Origin of the sequence: Deinococcus humi, assembly GCF_014201875.1 — a bacterium.
Taxonomy (GTDB): Bacteria; Deinococcota; Deinococci; order Deinococcales; family Deinococcaceae; genus Deinococcus; species Deinococcus humi.
In genome coordinates, this window is record NZ_JACHFL010000001.1 from 40,374 (window position 1) to 56,323 (window position 15,950).

Below are 15,950 nucleotides of genomic sequence, written 5' to 3' on the forward strand. Positions count from 1 at the left end.
CGTGATCAGGGACAGGAGAAACCGAATATGAGCCACTGACTCCTACGCTCCGTTGGCCTTCAGCGCAGCTGTTGCCCAGTTCCTACCGCAACAGTTCGTCTCTGAACGCAACAGTCAGTCCACCCACCAGTTTCGCTGAGGACAGCCAGACGGTCACCGTATCCCCGTCTTCAGGAGGTACCGCATGGACACCGACGAGTCAGGCGATCCCACCGGCCCCCTGGGGTACCGCCTGTGTCCCCGTTGCGCGCGGGCGGTGCCCCACACCTCTGGCGAACGCTACTGCGCCAACGACGGCACGCGCCTGCTGGAGGTCTGTCCGCACTGCGGCGCACCCATTACCTCGCCGTATGCGCGCTTCTGCGTGCGCTGTGGAACAGATCTCACGTCTCCCGCTGCCCGGACGGAAGCCTCGCCCTCTCAGAGCTGAGCCAAAGGAGCACACCATGTCCAGGTTCAAATTCCATCCCCTCCTGATCGTGATGACCCTGACCCTGGCCGCCTGCGGCCCTTCCGGGATCACTCCGCCGGACGACACCACAGCGGCCTTCTTTAAGGCCCAGCCAGAGTTCGGCGGGACCGCCCCTGTGGGCGCTGAAACCGTGACGCCCGCGCAGTTCATGGAGGCGGTCAAGAACGGTGGCACGGTCATCACGGCGCAGGACCTGGCTAACGAGAAGGCCGCTCAGGAACGGCAGGACGCCCAGGACGACGCGGACGCCCGCAGCTACATCAATCTGTACCCGGACTTCCGCGCCATCCTCGAACCCCCGGCAGCAGACGCCATCAACGCGGATGGCGACCGGCTGGTCAGTGTCCCGACGGCGGGCGGTCCCAAAACGGTCACGCTGATGGGCGGCGCGTTTGGGAAAGCCGTGCTGGCCACCCACACCCGCACCTTTCCCAGCCAGTTCAACCAGTACAGCCTCTACCGCACCCTGTACACCGATCTGGACATCACCCTGAAGAAGCTGAACAACACCGTGCAACAGTTTGGGCTGCCCGATCCGGACGAGGTGAAGAACTACAGCGCCGAGCGGCTGTTTGTTCTGAACAAACGGGCCAGCGACGTGGTCCGCGAGTACGGGGCCGAGATCCTGAACCTCACGTATCTGTTGGACCCGGCAAATCTGGAAACGGGTTCAAAAGATCAATTGGACCGCACCCAGAAAGGCGTCTGCAAAGCGCCCGCCGCCGTTGGGCTCTACCAGAACTTCACGTGGCCGCTCAAGGACCTGACGACCACCGTCAAGGACCAGGGACAGCGCGGCACCTGCTGGGCCTTTGCCACGGTGGCCGCGCTGGAGGCCGAGATCGCCCGGCGTGACCGCACACTGGTTAACCTGTCCGAGCAGGACTACATCGGCCACCGCTTCACCCAGTGGGCGCCCCGCGCCTTCGGTGAGGGCGGCGACCCCATCTTTATTGCCCAGAAGGCTAGCGCTGCCGGTTACGAGTTCGCCTACGAGAGGGGCTGGCAGTACAACAAGAGCCTGAGCCGGATGGTTCCCAAGAACACCCAGACCTACACGAACTCCTGTGACGGCTACCGTGACAGCAGCGTGAACTACGGCGCGTGCTCGAACACCAACGACCAGGGCGAATGGTTTGTGGTGACGGTGGGCGGCAAACTTTACCTGATGCGCCGCCTGCCCAACACCGGCGTGGGCAGCGGCTACCGCATGCAGTCCCCTACCGATTTCTGGGATCAGAGTGATCTAGACCGCAGCATGGTAATTCTGCTGCTGCGCTCGGTGCTGGGCCACGCCACCACATTGACCATCGACATGCGCTACGTGGCCCCCGACGCCAACGGCTACGCACCGATCAGGAGCATGGGCAAACTGCCGAACGGCCTGCCCGATTTCCAGCTGACCCACGTCATGACCGTCACCGGCTTCATCTCCAGCCAGAACCTGCGGGCCAGGGTTCCGGGCGCACCCATCGCCGACGACTTCGGGTACTTCATCGTCAAGAACTCGTGGGGCGACTGCTGGGGTGATCAGGGCTACGTGTACCTGCCGTGGACGTGGGTCAAGACCTTCACGGGCCAGGCCAGCACGGGACTTCTGCCGCAATGACAGGTCCGGGGAGGGGCGGCAGTTCTGGTCTCTCCCCTTCCAACCACCAAAAGGAAGGTTGACATGACGAGACCCTTGCGGCGGCTCCTCCCCATCCTGCTGGGCCTGACCATGCTGCTGAGCGCCTGCGGAGGCGGTGACGGGCTGGCCCCGGCAGGTGGACACATCTGGGACAGCGCCACCTGGGATTCCGCCCTGTGGCAGTAGAGCCTGAGTTCAGAAAGGAGCGAGCCATGAAACGGACAGCCACGAAAGGACTCGTTCTGGGCGCATTGCTGGGCCTGGGGGCGCTGGCGGCGGACACGTTCACCACCTTTCAGGCCGGCACACCAATCCGTGCCGCCGAGGTGAACGCCAACTTCAGCGCCCTCAGGACAGGGCTGGACGGCAAACAGAACACCATTACCGGCAGCCCCTGTCAAACCGGGCAGTTCGTCAAAGGCATCGGGGCCGACGGCGCACTGAGTTGCGGCCCCGATCAGATCGCCGGGGGCAGCGGCGCGGCGGGCGTCTCCAGCCTGAACGGCAAGACCGGCAGCCTGGCGCTGGAGGCAGGCAGCAACATCAGGATCGACAGCTCGCAGGCAGGAAAACTGATCGTGAGCGGCGCGGGTTCCACGGGCGGCGGGGGCGGCAGCCTGACCCTGCCCTTCACAGGAGCATCCAACGGCAGCTCGCCCGCCTTCTCGATCAGCAACACCGTCGGGACGGCCCTCAGCGGCAGCAGTACGGACGGCAACGCACTGTACGCCATCAGCAGCAAGGGATACGGCGTCAGCGCCTATTCGGAGTCTAGTTTCGGGGTGGTGGGGTTCACGGGCAGTGGCATTGCCGGGGTGTACGGCGAATCCAAGGTCAGCGGCGCGGCGGGCGTGCGCGGCGTCAACAGCGTCGGTCCAGGCTCGTCGGGCGTGTGGGGCGAGAGTGTGCCCGGCTCCGGCGTGCGCGGCAGCAGTTCTAGTGGCACAGGCGTCCTGGGTGAGAGCGAAAGGGGCTACGGGGTGCGGGGAACGGTCAGCGCCTCTGGCACCGGCGTGTACGGGGAGAACATCTCGAACGCAGCGGGGGCCGGGGTACAGGGCCGCGCCGACGCTGCGAACTCGGTGGGCGTGGGCGGGATCAGCGCAGCGGGGACGGGCGTGCAGGGCACATCCGGCCGCGCCACCGGGGTGCGCGGCAGCTCCGGCAGCGGCGGCACAGGAGTCGAGGGCAGCGTCACCGGCAGCACCGGCTACGGCGTGAAGGGAACCCACACCAGCAACGGTTTCGGCGTCTACGGCTCCTCACCCAGCGGTGTGGGTGTGGGGGGCGAATCGGCGAACAGCGTCGCAGTGCAAGGGACTGGCCCGGTCGCCATGAAGGCCGTGGGCAACGCCGTACAGGCGCCGGGCTTCGGCGGCTGGGCCAAGGGCATGGTGGTCGTGGATGTGAAAAAGCCCGCCGGACAGCAGATCGTGCGCTGCTACAACTCGCAGCTCACGGGCGCGGCCATGAACACCGTTCCCTGCGGTTACTCGCTGGAAAACGCCACCGGGCAGTGGCGCGTGATCTTCGGGTTCGACACCCGCCAGACCTTCGCGAGCGCTACCCTGACCGACGACGCCTCACAATGTTTCGACCTGCCGTGCAAAGTTCCCGTCATTTCGGGAGTCCAGTACGAAAACGACTCGGTGGTGGTGCTCAGCCGTGTGGCGGCCACCTCCGCTCTCATTGACCCCGAAAAGGGCTTTACGCTGATCCTTTACTAGAGACAGGAGGCTGTCATGGCACATCGAACTGTATTCGCCCTGCTCGCCCTAGCCCTCGCCCCGCTCGCCGCCGCCCAGAGTTATTCCCTGGTGGTCAACGGTCAGGTGGCCCCCGCCCCGGCCATCGTCGTGAACGGCCAGACCTACGTGCCGCTCTCGGCGCTCAAACTGCTGGGAATTCCGAACAGCCTGAAGGGCAATACGCTGACGCTGGGCACGGGCGCGGCTCCGTCCACCTCACCTGGCGGCAGCAATCAGCGCGCCTCGCTGGAAGGCTGCATCGGCGAGACGCTCTTTAACGGCGTATGGCGCATGACCGTCCGTAAGGTCGAGCGAATTGGGCCGGACGTGGGGCTGGGGCCAGGGTGGGGTGTGACCGTCGAAGTCAGGAACGGAACCACCACCAAGACCAATCTTCACGACACCGGTCTGGAAGCCATCGAGCTGGTCGGCGCCGACGGCAATACCTTAACCTTCCAGGAACGCGCTGCGGAAGAGCCGCTGATCTACAAAGACGTCACTCAGGCTGGTGGCATCACCTACCAGCTCAAGTTTCAGACGGGCGATGCCCGCCTGCCAGCGGCCAACGCGCCTGCCGCAGCAAAACTGGTGGTTTCCCTCAACCCCAAGAAGATGACGGCGGGGTACCTGCGGGAGGCCAAGGTGGGGTACACCACACCAACTCCTAGTTTCCGCGTGCAATTGAACTGCCAGAAGTGAGTCGTCAGAACGATTGAGCAGTGAATCAGTGGGGGCGTGACCAATGACTGGCAGGGAGAACGGAGAAGCAGAGAAGATTGTGACCGTTTAGCTACATGCCATAACAATTTGTTACAGCCTGGGGCGCTGTGCTGAAACCACAGCGCCCCAGAGGGCATGGCCAGAGCCCATCTATACTTTGTCGCCAGAGCTCTCCACCTCTTCCCTGCGTCCAGCTAGGAAGAAAAAGCCGGCCACGCCGCCCAGCACTCCCAGCACCCCGCTGGCCAGAGCCACGTTGCGAAAAGCGTCCCCGAACGCAGCCTGGACGGCCAGTCGGCCCGGCTGTCCCGCACCGTCCGGCAAGGTCAGATCAGTCAGCCGGTTGGCCTGCCGCACGGCGCTCTGGCGGATTTCGGCACCTACGCCGGCAGCGTCCAGCCGGGTGACCAGCGCACTTCGGTAGCTGGAGACCAGCAGCAGACCCAGCGCGGCAACGGCAAGCAGCCCGGCAGCACGGGCCACAGCATTGTTGACGCCGCTGGCCACCCCACTCAGTTCGCGTCCAGCGCTGCCCATCACCGCGCTGGACAGCGGCGCCACCGTAAGCGCCATTCCAAAGCCCAGCACCAGCGCACCCGGGAAGATCGCCGCCCAGTAACTGCCGCCCCAGCTCCGGCCCAGCCCCAGCAATGCAAAGCCTACCCCTGCCAGGACTGGCCCGGCAGTCAGGAACGGGCGCGGCCCATATTTGTCGGCCAGCGCCCCAAACCATCCGGACAGCCCAGCGAGTAACAGAGACAGCGGCAACAGCGCAGCCCCAGCGGCCGTGGCGCTGTACCCCAGCGCCCCGATCAGGTACAGCGGGAGGTACAGTCCCACTGCACCCAGCGCCCCGTACAGCAGGAAGGTCAGCAGGTTGGTGCCGGCAAACACTGGACGGCGAAACAGGCCCAGAGGCAGCATCGGCTTTTCCGTGCGGGCCTCATACCACAGGAAAAAGATGAACCCCACGACGGACACGCCCATCGAAGCCCAAGTCAGCGTGTCCCAGCCGTATTCACCCGTTCGCGTGAAGGCATAGGCCAGCCCGCCCAGGCCCAGCGTGATGCTGACGGCGCCCGGCCAATCCGGGCGTGCGCCGGGAGTCTGCGTCTCGGGGACACGGCGCAGCAGCCACAGCACGCCCAACGCCAGCGGCAGATTGATGAAGAACACCCAGCGCCACGAGCCGGCGTCCACCAGCACGCCGCCAGCCACCGGCCCTAGCAGGGTCATCACCGAACTTGCCGCGCTCCACAGGCCCACGCCCCGCCCGCGCCGCCCGGGATCAAAGACCGCACCGATCATGGCCAGGCTTCCCGGCACCAGCAGCGCCGCACCTATACCCTGCACCGCCCGCGCCGCGATCAGGACGGACAGACTGGAAGCCAGGCCGCAGACTAAAGAGGCCAGCGCGAAGATGACGACGCCCAGGCCGTAGATCTTCCTGCGCCCGTAGGCGTCTCCCAGCGCCCCACCGGTCAGGGTCAGCGCCGCCAGCAGCAACGCATAGGCGTTCACCACCCACTGCACGCCCGCTGCGGTGGCGTTCAGCTCGTCCTGCAAGGCAGTCAGAGCGACATTGACCACTGTGCCATCCAGAAAGGCCATGCTCGACCCCACCACCGTTGCCGCCAGCGTCCAGCGCTCCGCAGGCGTGAGAAGGCTGGACCGAGGAGTTGCGGCGGGCTGCGTCATCTCTACTCCTGCGAAAAGGGTGGGAAAGGACTCCTGTGGCTGTGTTCAAGGCGGATGCGTTAGCCGAGGTCTCTTGATGCACGCGGTAAAGCTCTGGCGTGACATGACTGAGGTTGTATCACGCGCGTGCATCGGGGCAGCTAGTTGCCGCCGCACACGAAAAGCCCCAGCTGATGCGGTAGTTCAGCGCCCTCCAACAGCGGCGTGAGAGTCCGGCCCGCTGAGGCCTCCACCAGTCGTGGCGACAGGCTTGCCACCAGCCTCAGTGGCCACCCTACCCTTATCCGTTTGCGGGTGAGCCGCTTGTTAGACTAGGCGTTCTATCGTCTGGACAGATCATGGCCCTCCCCTCCACTCCGGACCGCACCTACCGGCGCAGCGCCCTGCTGATGTTGCTGATCGGCGGCCTGATCACATCCCTGATTACCGTGATCCTTCAGGTCAGCATCATGACCCCTCTGGAAACAGTCTCGCTCCTGCTGATCGTTGTGAAGAATGCGGGCCTGGTGGTGTGGTTGTGGCGGCGTCCGTCGGATCTGACCCGTGTGGGCCTGATCGAGTTGACCCTGCAAATCGGGGCGGCCGTGTTCCGGCTGACGCAACTGCTCCTGTTTGATCAGACCGCCCACGGGCTGGGTGGGTACTCGTACTGGATGGTCATGAGTTATCTGGTGGCTTCGCTGGTATTGCGGCCCTCGGCCTTCTTGCTCGCGTCGCTGGGACAGTACGCGGCGCTCATAGCGGTGGGCGCAGCCTTCTGGTGGGCGCCCGACATCGCGCCCGACATCAGGGCGGCACAGGCCAACCTGTTGCTTCAGCTCTATCTGATGCACGGCACCGTGATTGCCTTTTTGTTTTTGCAGCATCAGCTGCGCCGACAGTATGTGCAGGCCCTTCTGCAAGCAGAACGGGAGGCCAATCTTGCCCAGGTGGACGCCTTGACGGGGCTGCCCAACAGGCGGCAATTGCAGGCCTGGCTCGCTGCGGACCTGGGACGCGTCGCCGACAACCAGCCCCTCAGTCTTGTGTTGTTTGACCTCGACCACTTCAAACAGGTCAACGACACCTATGGCCACGAAATGGGTGACCGGGTGCTCCGGGACACTGCGCTGGCCGCGTCCGATGCCGTGGGGCAGGGTGACCGGGTGGGCCGTTGGGGAGGCGAGGAGTTTTTGATTCTGATCGCGGGCGACCAAGCCGCTGCACAGCAGGTAGCGGCTCGGTTGCGCAGCGCCATGCGTTCCCTGTGGCATCCAGAATCACGCGCCATCACAGTCAGCTGCGGCATCTCTCAAGCCAGCCTAATCGACACGCCTGAAACGCTGCTCCGCCGGGCCGATACCGCGCTGTACCAGGCCAAGTCGGCGGGCCGGGACACCGCACGCGCCATTTGAAATGTTTCCCCAAAGGCCGTCAGCGAGCGCTTGAGACAAGCTGATATGGTCTCCGCGCTGCGACCCTGGACACAACTGTTTGACGATCCTAGCTGAAAACACGAAAGCGAAAACCCCGCCTAGTGCGGGGTTTTTACTTGGAGCCAGTGATCCGGGTCGAACGGACGACCTACTGATTACGAATCAGTTGCTCTACCACTGAGCTACACTGGCCGATCTGCCACCACATGCTGACGCAAAGGCTCAGCGAGTATATGGACGCTGCCTCAGGGTGTCAAGGCAAAAGGGCCGCCCCTGACCGAAGGGATCCCGCCTATGCTGTCCCGCATGACTCCTCCGCCACTCCTTCCCTTCCAGACAGTCTACGGCGCTCCCCAGCCGCTGGACTGGCTGTGTCTGGCCCCCCACCCCGACGACGCCGAGATCGGGGCAGGCGGAACCCTGATTCGTCTGGCACTGGCCGGACGTGCAGTCGGCATTCTGGAACTCTCCCGCGGCGAGCGCGGCACTCAGGGAACGCCGGAAATACGGGTGCAGGAGTGCGCCCAGGCCGCAGAACTCATGGGCCTGAGCTGGCGTGGCAATCTGTGCCTGAAGGACGGAGAACTGGCGGATACACCTGCTGGCGCACACGCGCTCGCCGCTGCCCTGCGTGCCGTGCGCCCGCGCGTGCTGGTGGTGCCGCACCACCGGGACCGCCACCCGGACCATTTCGGCACCTACCATCTGGCGCGGAGGGCGGTTCACCTCGCGCAATTGCGCCGGGCCGATCTGGACGGCGAACCACACCGCATCTCGCGCACACTGCTGTACCAGGGAAATGCAGATATCCAGCCTGACCTGCTGATTGACGTCGGCGGGGTGCAGGTCCAGTGGGAGGCAGCCGTCCGCGCTCATGAAAGTCAGTTCACAGGGGGGGTAGTGTCCGAGACCGTGACTCCTGAGATCATTGAGCGCCGACGCGCTCGCCAGAGCTACTGGGGCACGCTGGCGCGCGTACGTTATGCCGAAGCCTTCGAGGCGGAGGACGCTCTGCTGGTGGACCCGCTGGCGTTGTAGTTGTAAGCCACGCTTCCGGGCCGTCTCAGTGCCGCTCGGCCTCCACTGTGCGGAGCGTCAAGACCCGCATCAGCCAGATGGCCGGATTCAGGAGTGACGGCCCACGCCTGAGCTTGCCCAGGAGTCGCTGCCCAGTCTGGCTGTGCCGGATGGTGCCCAGAGTCTGACGGACCCCGGACCTGAACCCCGGATTGCGGGCACCCCTCCCGCCGTTCGGCACCGTCAGGCGGTCGAGCACGGCCCGGATCGCCTGCGGCTCGATTACCCTGTCCAGGCGACTGGATCCCGAAAGCAACTCCTCTTTCACGGCTTCGCGGTGACGGACCAGTTCGGCGCACCAATCGGTTTCATAGCCCGACGACCTGGCCAGGGGCACCCGGTAGATGCCGGGATCCATCTCCCGCAGGGCACCAATGAGCAGTCGTTTGCCCGCCAGCAATTCAGGTGGGAGACGATAGATGAACTCGGCCAGCGCGCCGTCCAGATAAGGCATGTGAACGGCGGCGGCCCGCCCCGCGAAACGCTCGCGCCACGGCAGCAGACTGTGGGACAGGTACTGCTGGGCCATGACCAGAAAGTCCTGCTGATAGGGGTCCGCGTAGCGGTTGGCCTGGGCACGGATCTGTCCCAGCTCAGCACTCCAGGCCGTCCCGAGGGCCTGGCGGTCGGCTGGACTGAGGCACGTGGCCAGACTGCCCAGCGTCCCGAACGGTTCGATGTGACGCCGGGCCAGCGAATCGGACACGTCGGACAGGCGGAACGGTGAGATCTCGTGCATCTCGTCGCCCACGAACACGTCTGTGATCGACCGCGCCGCCAGCGTGTCCCAGGCATCGACTTCATCACAGAGGTTGGTGACTCCCCGGCCCCAGCGTGCATTGCGGCGGATGGTGGCCAGCAGGTCGCCGCCGTAGGCCTGGACGCTCTCGTGCCTGGAGCCGTACTGGGCCGCCAAAGCGCCGGCCATGCTGGAGTCACTGTGCGACAGCTGCGTGCCCTGAGCGTACGAAAACGTGCGAACCTCGCAGCCCGCAGAAGTCAGCAGACTCAGCAGGCCGCGGGAATCATGGCCACCACTCAGGGAAAGGTGGACCGGTCCAGTCAGCCCGCGGGTCCGGCGGCGCACCGAGCATCGCAGAAGGTCGGCATAGTCCTGGCGCAACTCGGCTTCGGGGCGCCGGTCCAGTCCCTCGGGCGGGCGCAAGTGCCAGTACGCGCGGCTCTGGATGCCTCCGCTCTGCACAGTGTGTAGGCTGGCGCGTTCCAGGCTCTGCACGCCCTCATAGAGGGTCAGGTTGTTCACGAGCATGCCGCTGGTCAGCGCGCTTGCCAGGCCGGCAGCGCGGTAGGGCCTCCAGATAAAATCAGGATGATCCGGCAGGGTGGAGACTGTCACGTGTTCGCGCCCATGGGCGGCGTACACCTTGCACGTTCCCAGCCGGTCTGTCACGGCCACCACGGTCCCCAGGGCGGGGTCCAGCAGCAGCAGCGAGAACGACCCGTCAAAATACCGGGGGAAGGCCGGACCGTGCTGGCGGTACAGCCGCAGCACACCCGCCAGGTCGATGTCGTACACCTGACCCTTCAAAACGGCGATCATGCCATCCTGCCGTAGGGTGGCGTCCGGCGCGGCGTCCAGCTCGACCTGCCACGGGCCGACGGCGAGCGTCCCATTACTCAGGTCACCGGTACGCGCCTTCAGAACGGCACTGAAATCATGGTGCAAGGCAGATGACCCTGGCCTGTAGGTGCGTAGCGGGCAAACAGAAGTGATGAGGGCAGGCAGCCGACATTGCTGTCTACAATTCCTTGATCTTCGCCAGCACCACTTCGGGACGCACGGTGTATTCGCCCGTCTGAGCCTCGATGTGCTGGAAACGCACCACGCCACCCTTGTCGATCAAGAACACAGCGCGTCCGCTGATGCCGCGCTCGTCAATGGCAACGCCGTACTGCCGCGCCACATTCAGGTTCATGTCCGAGAGCAGCGGCACCTCGATGCCATACTCGGCGGCCCAGGCGCGATGGGCGTGGATGGAGTCACGGTTGACACCCAGCACTGCCGCGCCCGCCTCGGCGAAGTCATCCTGCCGCCCGGAGTACTCGGGCAGCTGCATGCTGCACACCGGGCTGAAATCCAGCGGGTAAAACACCAGCACCACATTCTGGTGGCCCCGGTAACTGCTGAGGGTGACGTTCTCCCCCGTGTTGGCGGGCAGGGTGAAATCCGGAGCGGGCTGTCCGATGAGGCTCATGAGGACAGTCTAACGGGTGGAGTGGGATTCTAACGGCTTAATTCTACTTTCGGCCAATCTGCACTCTGCTCTGTGACCGCCACCCAATCCCCTATCCATTTTGCTCCACAGTCGTTTGAACGATGTCTGGAAGCGCTGACCCAGTGCTGGTATCTGGCCTTGGGCCAGTTGCCCCTCAACATGTCAGCGGGCGCTTCTAGGGCACTGGGTGCTGGCTTGACCACCCTGCCTCTCCCTTCACGTTTCAGATACGGAGGCTTGTACCGCGTCCCGGTTCAGAAGATGGTCAGGCGGCGGGCGCTAGGCTGAGTCTCTACCGTCCCCAAGCCTGCACTGACCCACAGGGTACCTGGCAGGCCAGCGCGGCGCAGGGGAACGGCCCTGAAAGACGATACTTCACCCCCAGACCACGGCGGGTGATCCGAGGAGGAACCCACATGGCCGAGATTCTGCCCCCCAACATGCTCAACGAACGCCCCCAGACCCCGGCAGGCCTGCTCAGCAGCCGCGAGAAGGACCGTCTGATCGAGCGCGGCTTTCTGGGCCTTTACCGCTGGTATACCGCGCGCAGCCAGGAAACACGCAATTGGAACGCGGACCGCAGCTTCGACTGGAAGGCGCTGAGCAAGGACCTGCCCCCCGAGATCGTCACCGTGACCCAGGGCTTCTTTGCCGTCGAGCAGTACGCGCCGGACTTCACCAGCAGCCTGCTGAATCTGGTGCGCCGCAGCCACGGGCGCAGCCACTTTCAACTCCGCTGGGGCAGTGAGGAGGAGAAGCACGCTGACGCCTGGGAAAATGCCGTGTTGTTCAGCGGTAAGCGCAGCCCGCAGTGGATTGCCGAATACAAGGAACGCCTCAAATCCCAGACCTGGGAGCTGCCCTTCCCCGACGCCATTCACAATCTCGTCTACACCGTGTTTCAGGAGCGCGCCACCCAGCTTAACTACCTGAACATGATGAAGATCGCCCAGGGCAAGAGCGACAAGCCGCACCTGGCAGGCTTCTCTGACCCGGTGCTGGCGAAAGTCGCTCAGACCATCGCGGTGGACGAGGCGGCGCACTACAACTTCTTCCTGGAAGGCGTGCGGATGTACCTGTACTACTACCCACAGCGCACCTTAGAGGCCATCAAGAACGTGATCGGCCAGTTCTCCATGCCCGCGTCCATGCTGGTGCCCGACTGGAAGGAATTCTCCGAAACGGTGTACCGCGCCGGGATTTACGGTCCGCGCGATTTCAACCGCGACGTGATGCAGGTGGCCTTCCGCAATCTGGGCATCGAGAGCCGTAAGGCGCTGGAGGACGGCATCCGCAAGACCCGCGAAGTGCCGGATTTCGATGGGTACAACCACCGGACCACCGCCATTTTCGACACCTTCGACTACGGCATGGTGGAGGGCGACGTCAGACGGCTGCACCTCAAGATTCAGGACTACGAGAAGGAAATCGGCTTCGACACGGTGGACCCCACCGAGTTCGTCGAGAATCCGGCAATCCCCAAGAAGGACGGACAGGCAGCGGACGACTGAGCCGGCCGATTTCAAGGCAAGCCCTGGCTCCGGCTGGGGCTTTTCCTATTGGGTACACGGCACAGTCTGGTCACCAACCGGGAGCAGGCTGCCAAGAATTACAGACGGCAGCCCTAGCGCTCCAGCCCGTAAATCTCCAGAAACCGGGTCACCCGTGCCTCCAGCGTGGGCAGAAAAGCCACCTCCCCACAGATCCAGTCCGGCTGATAGTGGCGACACACGGGCGGACGGGTCAGGTAGATCTGGCAACGGCAGTCGGCGGCCAGATGCGCGCAAGCCACGCCCAGTGGCTTGGCCAGCGCGTGGATGTCGGGGGCCGCGCAACACGCGCCGCAGCCTGTGCAGTCCCGGACCAGGGCTGAACGCGGCGGGTATTCGGGCGGCGCGGAGAAGCGGTCCACGCTCCTACTTCAGCGCCCGCACAGCCTCGATCAGGGTGTCGTTCTCCGCAGGTGTGCCGATGCCGACGCGTAGGCAGCCCTCAAGACTGGTCAGGCGGTCCTGACGGCGGGTGACGATGCCCCAGTCGATCAGGTGGCGATAGGCGACTTCGGCGTCCGGGGTCCGCAGCAGGAAGAAGTTAGCGCGGCTGGGAATGGCCTGGCAGGTGGGATGGTCAGCCAGGGCTGCGAGCACCCGCTCCCGCTCGGCGACACCTTCCGCAACGCGCTCTTGCACGTAACCGGGGTTTTCCAGGGCCACTTCCAGCGCGGCCTGGGTCAGCAGGTTGATGTTGAAGGCCGGAACCAGCTTCTGGAGTTGCGTGGCCAGATCGGCCCCCGCCAGCGCGTACCCGGCACGCAGTCCGGCCAGCCCCCACGCCTTGGAGAAGGTCCGCAGGCTCAGCGCGTTGGGGTGCTGGCGCACCAGATCGCGGCAGTCGGTTCCGCTGTACTGGTAGTACGCCTCGTCCAGCACCACCACCCACTCACCGGCAGCCTCCAGCAGCTCGCGCACGACGGCCACGTCATCCACGTGTCCCGTGGGAGCGTGTGGCTGGGTGATGTACAGCACGCCAGGGCGCTGGCGCTGCAGCTCGACTTTCAGGCGGTCCACCGGCATCGAGAAGTCCTCGTTCAGCGGTACCTGCACCAGCCGCGCGCCCAGCATCTTGGCCTCCAGGGTGTACACACTGAAGGTGGGATCGACGGTCAGCACGGTCTGCTCGATGCCTGCCAGCTCGGTCAGGAGCTTGATCAGCACGTTGCTGCCAGGGGTAACCACCACACTGCCCGTGTCCCAGTCCTCGTAGCGGGCAATTTTCGCGGCCAGGGTATCGGCGTGCAGGTCCGGGTACCGGTTCCAGGGCTGCGCCAGCATACGCTCGGCGGTCCTGGCCTTCAGCTCTGCCGGAAAATCATAGGGATTCTCGTTCTGGTCGAGCTTGATCGGCACCTGAATGGGACTGAAAGGGTATGCCGGAACAGCCCGCACGGCAGGCCGCACGCCCACAGGCGCCCCCGCGACAGAAGGATTGGAAGTCATGTTCCGTGTTCTACCATCCGCTTCACCACCTTGCAGTGGGACTGTCCACAAGAACCAAACGGTCGTTAGGGACCGTGCTAGGCTTCGGGCCAGCAGGCGTGACCTCGCGCCCCCCTTTTCGATCATGACTGAAACTGCCAAACCCCGCCGCGCCCAGATTCTCGATTCGGCCAGCCGCCTGTTCTCCGAACGCGGCTACCACGCCACCAGCATGCGCGATCTGGCAGGGGATCTGGGCATGCAGGGCGGCAGCCTGTACGCCCACATCAGCGGCAAGGAAGAGCTGCTGATCGAGATCGTGAACGTGGCCTCACGGCAGTTCGACGAGGCGCTGTTCACCCTGCGCGGCCTGGAACTGCCCGCCGACGAGAAGTTGCGCGAGGCGATGCACCGCCACATCCGGGTGGTGGCCGACAACATGGACAGCGCCACCGTGTTCTTTCACGAGTGGAAGCACCTGTCCCCCGAGGCCTACGCCCGAGTGACGGGGTGGCGCGACAGCATCGACGCCTTCTACCGCGAGCTGATCACGCGCGGCATCGAGGAGGGCACCTTCCGCGCCGATCTGGATCCGCGCATGACCGCGTATCTGGTGCTGTCCGCCGTGAACTGGGCCTACACCTGGTACCGCCCCGGCGGCCCGCTGACCCCCAGAGATGTGGCCGACTCCTTCGCCGATATGCTGCTGAGCGGGCTAAGGTCTGAAGCATGAGCCACCCCACCGTCACCGTTCCCATCCGGCAGGCCCTGAAGTACGCCCAGGAGCGGGCCGAGAGGTTTGGGCGCACGCAGCAGCTCGAAATCGGCGTGGACCTGTTCATCCGCATCGCTCCCGGCGGGCGCAAGTTCCTGCTGTTCTGCCTGGACGACGAGCCACAGCGCAGCGTGGCCGAGGCCATTGCCGCCACCCTGGCGCTTAAGAACCCCCAATACGGCTGGCACCAGGGGCAGACCCTGCGCTCGCTGACCGTGATCGAGGAAGGTGCGGAGGATGTCCCCGAAAGCGGGCCGGGCGAGGCAGAGGACGGCGTCCAGCAATAGAAATCAGATTGGGAGTGACAGACCGCGAAGAGCTTTGCTTCTTCGCGGTCTGTCGTTTTGACCTTCCGGCAACCTGTCCTACGCCAGACTGCCGTTGCTCATCACGCCCGTGCCGATCAGCACCAGGATCAGGATACCGATCACCACGCGGTAGACGGCGAAGCCCTTGAAATCGTGGTTGGAAATGAAGCGCAGCAGCCAGCCGATCGAGATGTATGCCACCACAAAGCTCACGCCGATGCCCAGCACCATGTTCAGCGCGCCGATCTGGCCCAGCACGGCGCGGCTCTTGATCAGGTCCAGCAGGGACGCGCCGCCCAGGGTAATGAAGCCCAGGTAGAAACTGAACTGCGTGGCGGTGGGACGGTCGAGTCCCAGCACCATGCCGCCCAGAATGCTGCTGGCGCTGCGTGAGAAGCCGGGCCAGAGCAGTGCCAGACACTGAACCGCGCCGATTGCCAGGGCCTTGGCCGGCCTGATCGACTCGATGTTGTGAACGCTGGGGGTGGATTTGCGGCTTTCCACCACCCAGATCAACACTCCCCCCACGATCAGCGCCCAGGCCACCACGCTGGGGGTAAACAGCAGCGCCTTGATCTTCGAGCCGAACAGGATGCCCAGAACAACAGCGGGAAGACAGGCCACGATCACGCTGGTCCACAGGGTCTGCTGCGTCCTGTCGGTGGCGATATGGCGGATTTTCAGGAAATCTTTCCAGTAATAGACCAGCACCGACAGGATCGCCCCACCCTGGATAATGACCTCGAAGGCACTTTTCATCTCTGGGGTCCAGGGACTGGACAGCAGCCCCTTGAGCAGTTCGCCCGCCACGATCAGATGTCCGGTGCTGCTGATGGGCAGGAACTCGGTAATGCCCTCCACGATGCCAAGAAGAATTGAGTAAAGGGCGTCCATA

The 15,950-nt window shown here is 64.6% G+C and carries 16 protein-coding genes and 1 tRNA gene; 10 read left to right on the forward strand and 7 right to left on the reverse strand.

From position 1 onward, the window contains the following. Window positions 1-184: 184 nt before the first annotated feature. From HNQ08_RS00190 to HNQ08_RS00210, 5 genes are all read left to right on the forward strand, one after another. Window positions 185-430 (forward strand): double zinc ribbon domain-containing protein, encoded by a 246-nt coding sequence (locus tag HNQ08_RS00190; RefSeq protein ID WP_184126887.1) that lies wholly within the window; start codon window positions 185-187, stop codon window positions 428-430. A gap of 16 nt (window positions 431-446) precedes the next feature. Beyond that, window positions 447-2,081, forward strand: a complete 1,635-nt coding sequence (locus HNQ08_RS00195; protein WP_184126890.1) for a C1 family peptidase — start codon at window positions 447-449, stop codon at window positions 2,079-2,081. Between the two features lie 63 nt (window positions 2,082-2,144). Then, entirely contained in the window at window positions 2,145-2,288 is a 144-nt protein-coding gene (locus HNQ08_RS00200) for a hypothetical protein (protein ID WP_184126892.1), read from the forward strand. Between the two features lie 26 nt (window positions 2,289-2,314). Beyond that, window positions 2,315-3,829 carry a hypothetical protein gene (locus HNQ08_RS00205; protein WP_184126894.1) on the forward strand — a complete coding sequence of 505 codons (1,515 nt, stop codon included), beginning with the start codon at window positions 2,315-2,317 and terminating at the stop codon, window positions 3,827-3,829. A 15-nt stretch (window positions 3,830-3,844) separates the two neighbouring features. After that, the gene (locus HNQ08_RS00210; RefSeq protein WP_184126896.1) at window positions 3,845-4,549 is read left to right on the forward strand and encodes a hypothetical protein; all 705 of its coding nucleotides are present in this window, start codon (window positions 3,845-3,847) and stop codon (window positions 4,547-4,549) included. A 171-nt stretch (window positions 4,550-4,720) separates the two neighbouring features. On the opposite strand, the gene HNQ08_RS00215 is transcribed toward HNQ08_RS00210, so the two are convergent. Continuing rightward, window positions 4,721-6,268 (reverse strand): MFS transporter, encoded by a 1,548-nt coding sequence (locus HNQ08_RS00215; protein WP_184126898.1) that lies wholly within the window; start codon window positions 6,266-6,268, stop codon window positions 4,721-4,723. Between the two features lie 338 nt (window positions 6,269-6,606). Between HNQ08_RS00215 and HNQ08_RS00220 the strand changes: the two genes are divergently transcribed. Further along, window positions 6,607-7,662: a GGDEF domain-containing protein gene (locus tag HNQ08_RS00220; protein ID WP_184126900.1), complete on the forward strand. Its 1,056-nt coding sequence runs from the start codon at window positions 6,607-6,609 to the stop codon at window positions 7,660-7,662. A 138-nt stretch (window positions 7,663-7,800) separates the two neighbouring features. On the opposite strand, the gene HNQ08_RS00225 is transcribed toward HNQ08_RS00220, so the two are convergent. Continuing rightward, window positions 7,801-7,875, reverse strand: a tRNA-Thr gene (locus HNQ08_RS00225). A 114-nt stretch (window positions 7,876-7,989) separates the two neighbouring features. Here HNQ08_RS00225 and bshB1 point away from each other — a divergent pair. Then, the gene (bshB1, locus tag HNQ08_RS00230; RefSeq protein ID WP_184126902.1) at window positions 7,990-8,721 is read left to right on the forward strand and encodes a bacillithiol biosynthesis deacetylase BshB1; all 732 of its coding nucleotides are present in this window, start codon (window positions 7,990-7,992) and stop codon (window positions 8,719-8,721) included. A 25-nt stretch (window positions 8,722-8,746) separates the two neighbouring features. Here the strand turns inward: bshB1 and HNQ08_RS00235 are convergent, their stop codons facing one another. Then, window positions 8,747-10,447, reverse strand: a complete 1,701-nt coding sequence (locus HNQ08_RS00235; protein WP_184126904.1) for an asparagine synthase-related protein — start codon at window positions 10,445-10,447, stop codon at window positions 8,747-8,749. Between the two features lie 73 nt (window positions 10,448-10,520). After that, on the reverse strand, window positions 10,521-10,976 hold the full coding sequence (locus HNQ08_RS00240) for a peroxiredoxin (RefSeq protein ID WP_184126906.1): 456 nt from the start codon (window positions 10,974-10,976) through the stop codon (window positions 10,521-10,523). A gap of 437 nt (window positions 10,977-11,413) precedes the next feature. Here HNQ08_RS00240 and HNQ08_RS00245 point away from each other — a divergent pair, with 437 nt between their 5' ends. Beyond that, on the forward strand, window positions 11,414-12,508 hold the full coding sequence (locus HNQ08_RS00245) for an acyl-ACP desaturase (protein WP_184126908.1): 1,095 nt from the start codon (window positions 11,414-11,416) through the stop codon (window positions 12,506-12,508). Window positions 12,509-12,621: 113 nt separating this feature from the next. Here HNQ08_RS00245 and HNQ08_RS00250 read toward each other — a convergent pair whose 3' ends face one another. Beyond that, window positions 12,622-12,909 carry a YkgJ family cysteine cluster protein gene (locus HNQ08_RS00250; RefSeq protein ID WP_184126910.1) on the reverse strand — a complete coding sequence of 96 codons (288 nt, stop codon included), beginning with the start codon at window positions 12,907-12,909 and terminating at the stop codon, window positions 12,622-12,624. A 4-nt stretch (window positions 12,910-12,913) separates the two neighbouring features. Beyond that, a complete protein-coding gene (locus tag HNQ08_RS00255) occupies window positions 12,914-13,993 on the reverse strand; it encodes a pyridoxal phosphate-dependent aminotransferase (protein WP_184126912.1) in 1,080 nt (359 codons plus the stop codon). A 124-nt stretch (window positions 13,994-14,117) separates the two neighbouring features. Between HNQ08_RS00255 and HNQ08_RS00260 the strand changes: the two genes are divergently transcribed. Together HNQ08_RS00260 and HNQ08_RS00265 are read left to right on the forward strand one after the other, a co-directional pair. Beyond that, window positions 14,118-14,705: a TetR/AcrR family transcriptional regulator gene (locus HNQ08_RS00260; RefSeq protein ID WP_184126914.1), complete on the forward strand. Its 588-nt coding sequence runs from the start codon at window positions 14,118-14,120 to the stop codon at window positions 14,703-14,705. Further along, window positions 14,702-15,034, forward strand: coding sequence for a hypothetical protein (locus HNQ08_RS00265; protein WP_184126916.1), 333 nt, complete (start codon window positions 14,702-14,704; stop codon window positions 15,032-15,034). The genes HNQ08_RS00260 and HNQ08_RS00265 overlap by 4 nt, the downstream gene beginning before the upstream one ends. 78 nt (window positions 15,035-15,112) lie before the next feature. Here the strand turns inward: HNQ08_RS00265 and HNQ08_RS00270 are convergent, their stop codons facing one another. Next, on the reverse strand, window positions 15,113-15,949 hold the full coding sequence (locus HNQ08_RS00270) for an undecaprenyl-diphosphate phosphatase (RefSeq protein ID WP_184126918.1): 837 nt from the start codon (window positions 15,947-15,949) through the stop codon (window positions 15,113-15,115). Window position 15,950 lies beyond the last annotated feature (1 nt).

Bases quoted from the DNA above. Each gene is read 5' to 3' on its own strand.
- HNQ08_RS00190 (WP_184126887.1), top strand. From the start codon at position 185: ATGGACACCGACGAGTCAGGCGATCCCACCGGCCCCCTGGGGTACCGC.
- HNQ08_RS00195 (WP_184126890.1), top strand. From the start codon at position 447: ATGTCCAGGTTCAAATTCCATCCCCTCCTGATCGTGATGACCCTGACC.
- HNQ08_RS00200 (WP_184126892.1), top strand. From the start codon at position 2,145: ATGACGAGACCCTTGCGGCGGCTCCTCCCCATCCTGCTGGGCCTGACC.
- HNQ08_RS00205 (WP_184126894.1), top strand. From the start codon at position 2,315: ATGAAACGGACAGCCACGAAAGGACTCGTTCTGGGCGCATTGCTGGGC.
- HNQ08_RS00210 (WP_184126896.1), top strand. From the start codon at position 3,845: ATGGCACATCGAACTGTATTCGCCCTGCTCGCCCTAGCCCTCGCCCCG.
- HNQ08_RS00215 (WP_184126898.1), bottom strand. From the start codon at position 6,268: ATGACGCAGCCCGCCGCAACTCCTCGGTCCAGCCTTCTCACGCCTGCG.
- HNQ08_RS00220 (WP_184126900.1), top strand. From the start codon at position 6,607: ATGGCCCTCCCCTCCACTCCGGACCGCACCTACCGGCGCAGCGCCCTG.
- bshB1 (WP_184126902.1), top strand. From the start codon at position 7,990: ATGACTCCTCCGCCACTCCTTCCCTTCCAGACAGTCTACGGCGCTCCC.
- HNQ08_RS00240 (WP_184126906.1), bottom strand. From the start codon at position 10,976: ATGAGCCTCATCGGACAGCCCGCTCCGGATTTCACCCTGCCCGCCAAC.
- HNQ08_RS00245 (WP_184126908.1), top strand. From the start codon at position 11,414: ATGGCCGAGATTCTGCCCCCCAACATGCTCAACGAACGCCCCCAGACC.
- HNQ08_RS00255 (WP_184126912.1), bottom strand. From the start codon at position 13,993: ATGACTTCCAATCCTTCTGTCGCGGGGGCGCCTGTGGGCGTGCGGCCT.
- HNQ08_RS00260 (WP_184126914.1), top strand. From the start codon at position 14,118: ATGACTGAAACTGCCAAACCCCGCCGCGCCCAGATTCTCGATTCGGCC.
- HNQ08_RS00265 (WP_184126916.1), top strand. From the start codon at position 14,702: ATGAGCCACCCCACCGTCACCGTTCCCATCCGGCAGGCCCTGAAGTAC.
- HNQ08_RS00270 (WP_184126918.1), bottom strand. From the start codon at position 15,949: ATGGACGCCCTTTACTCAATTCTTCTTGGCATCGTGGAGGGCATTACC.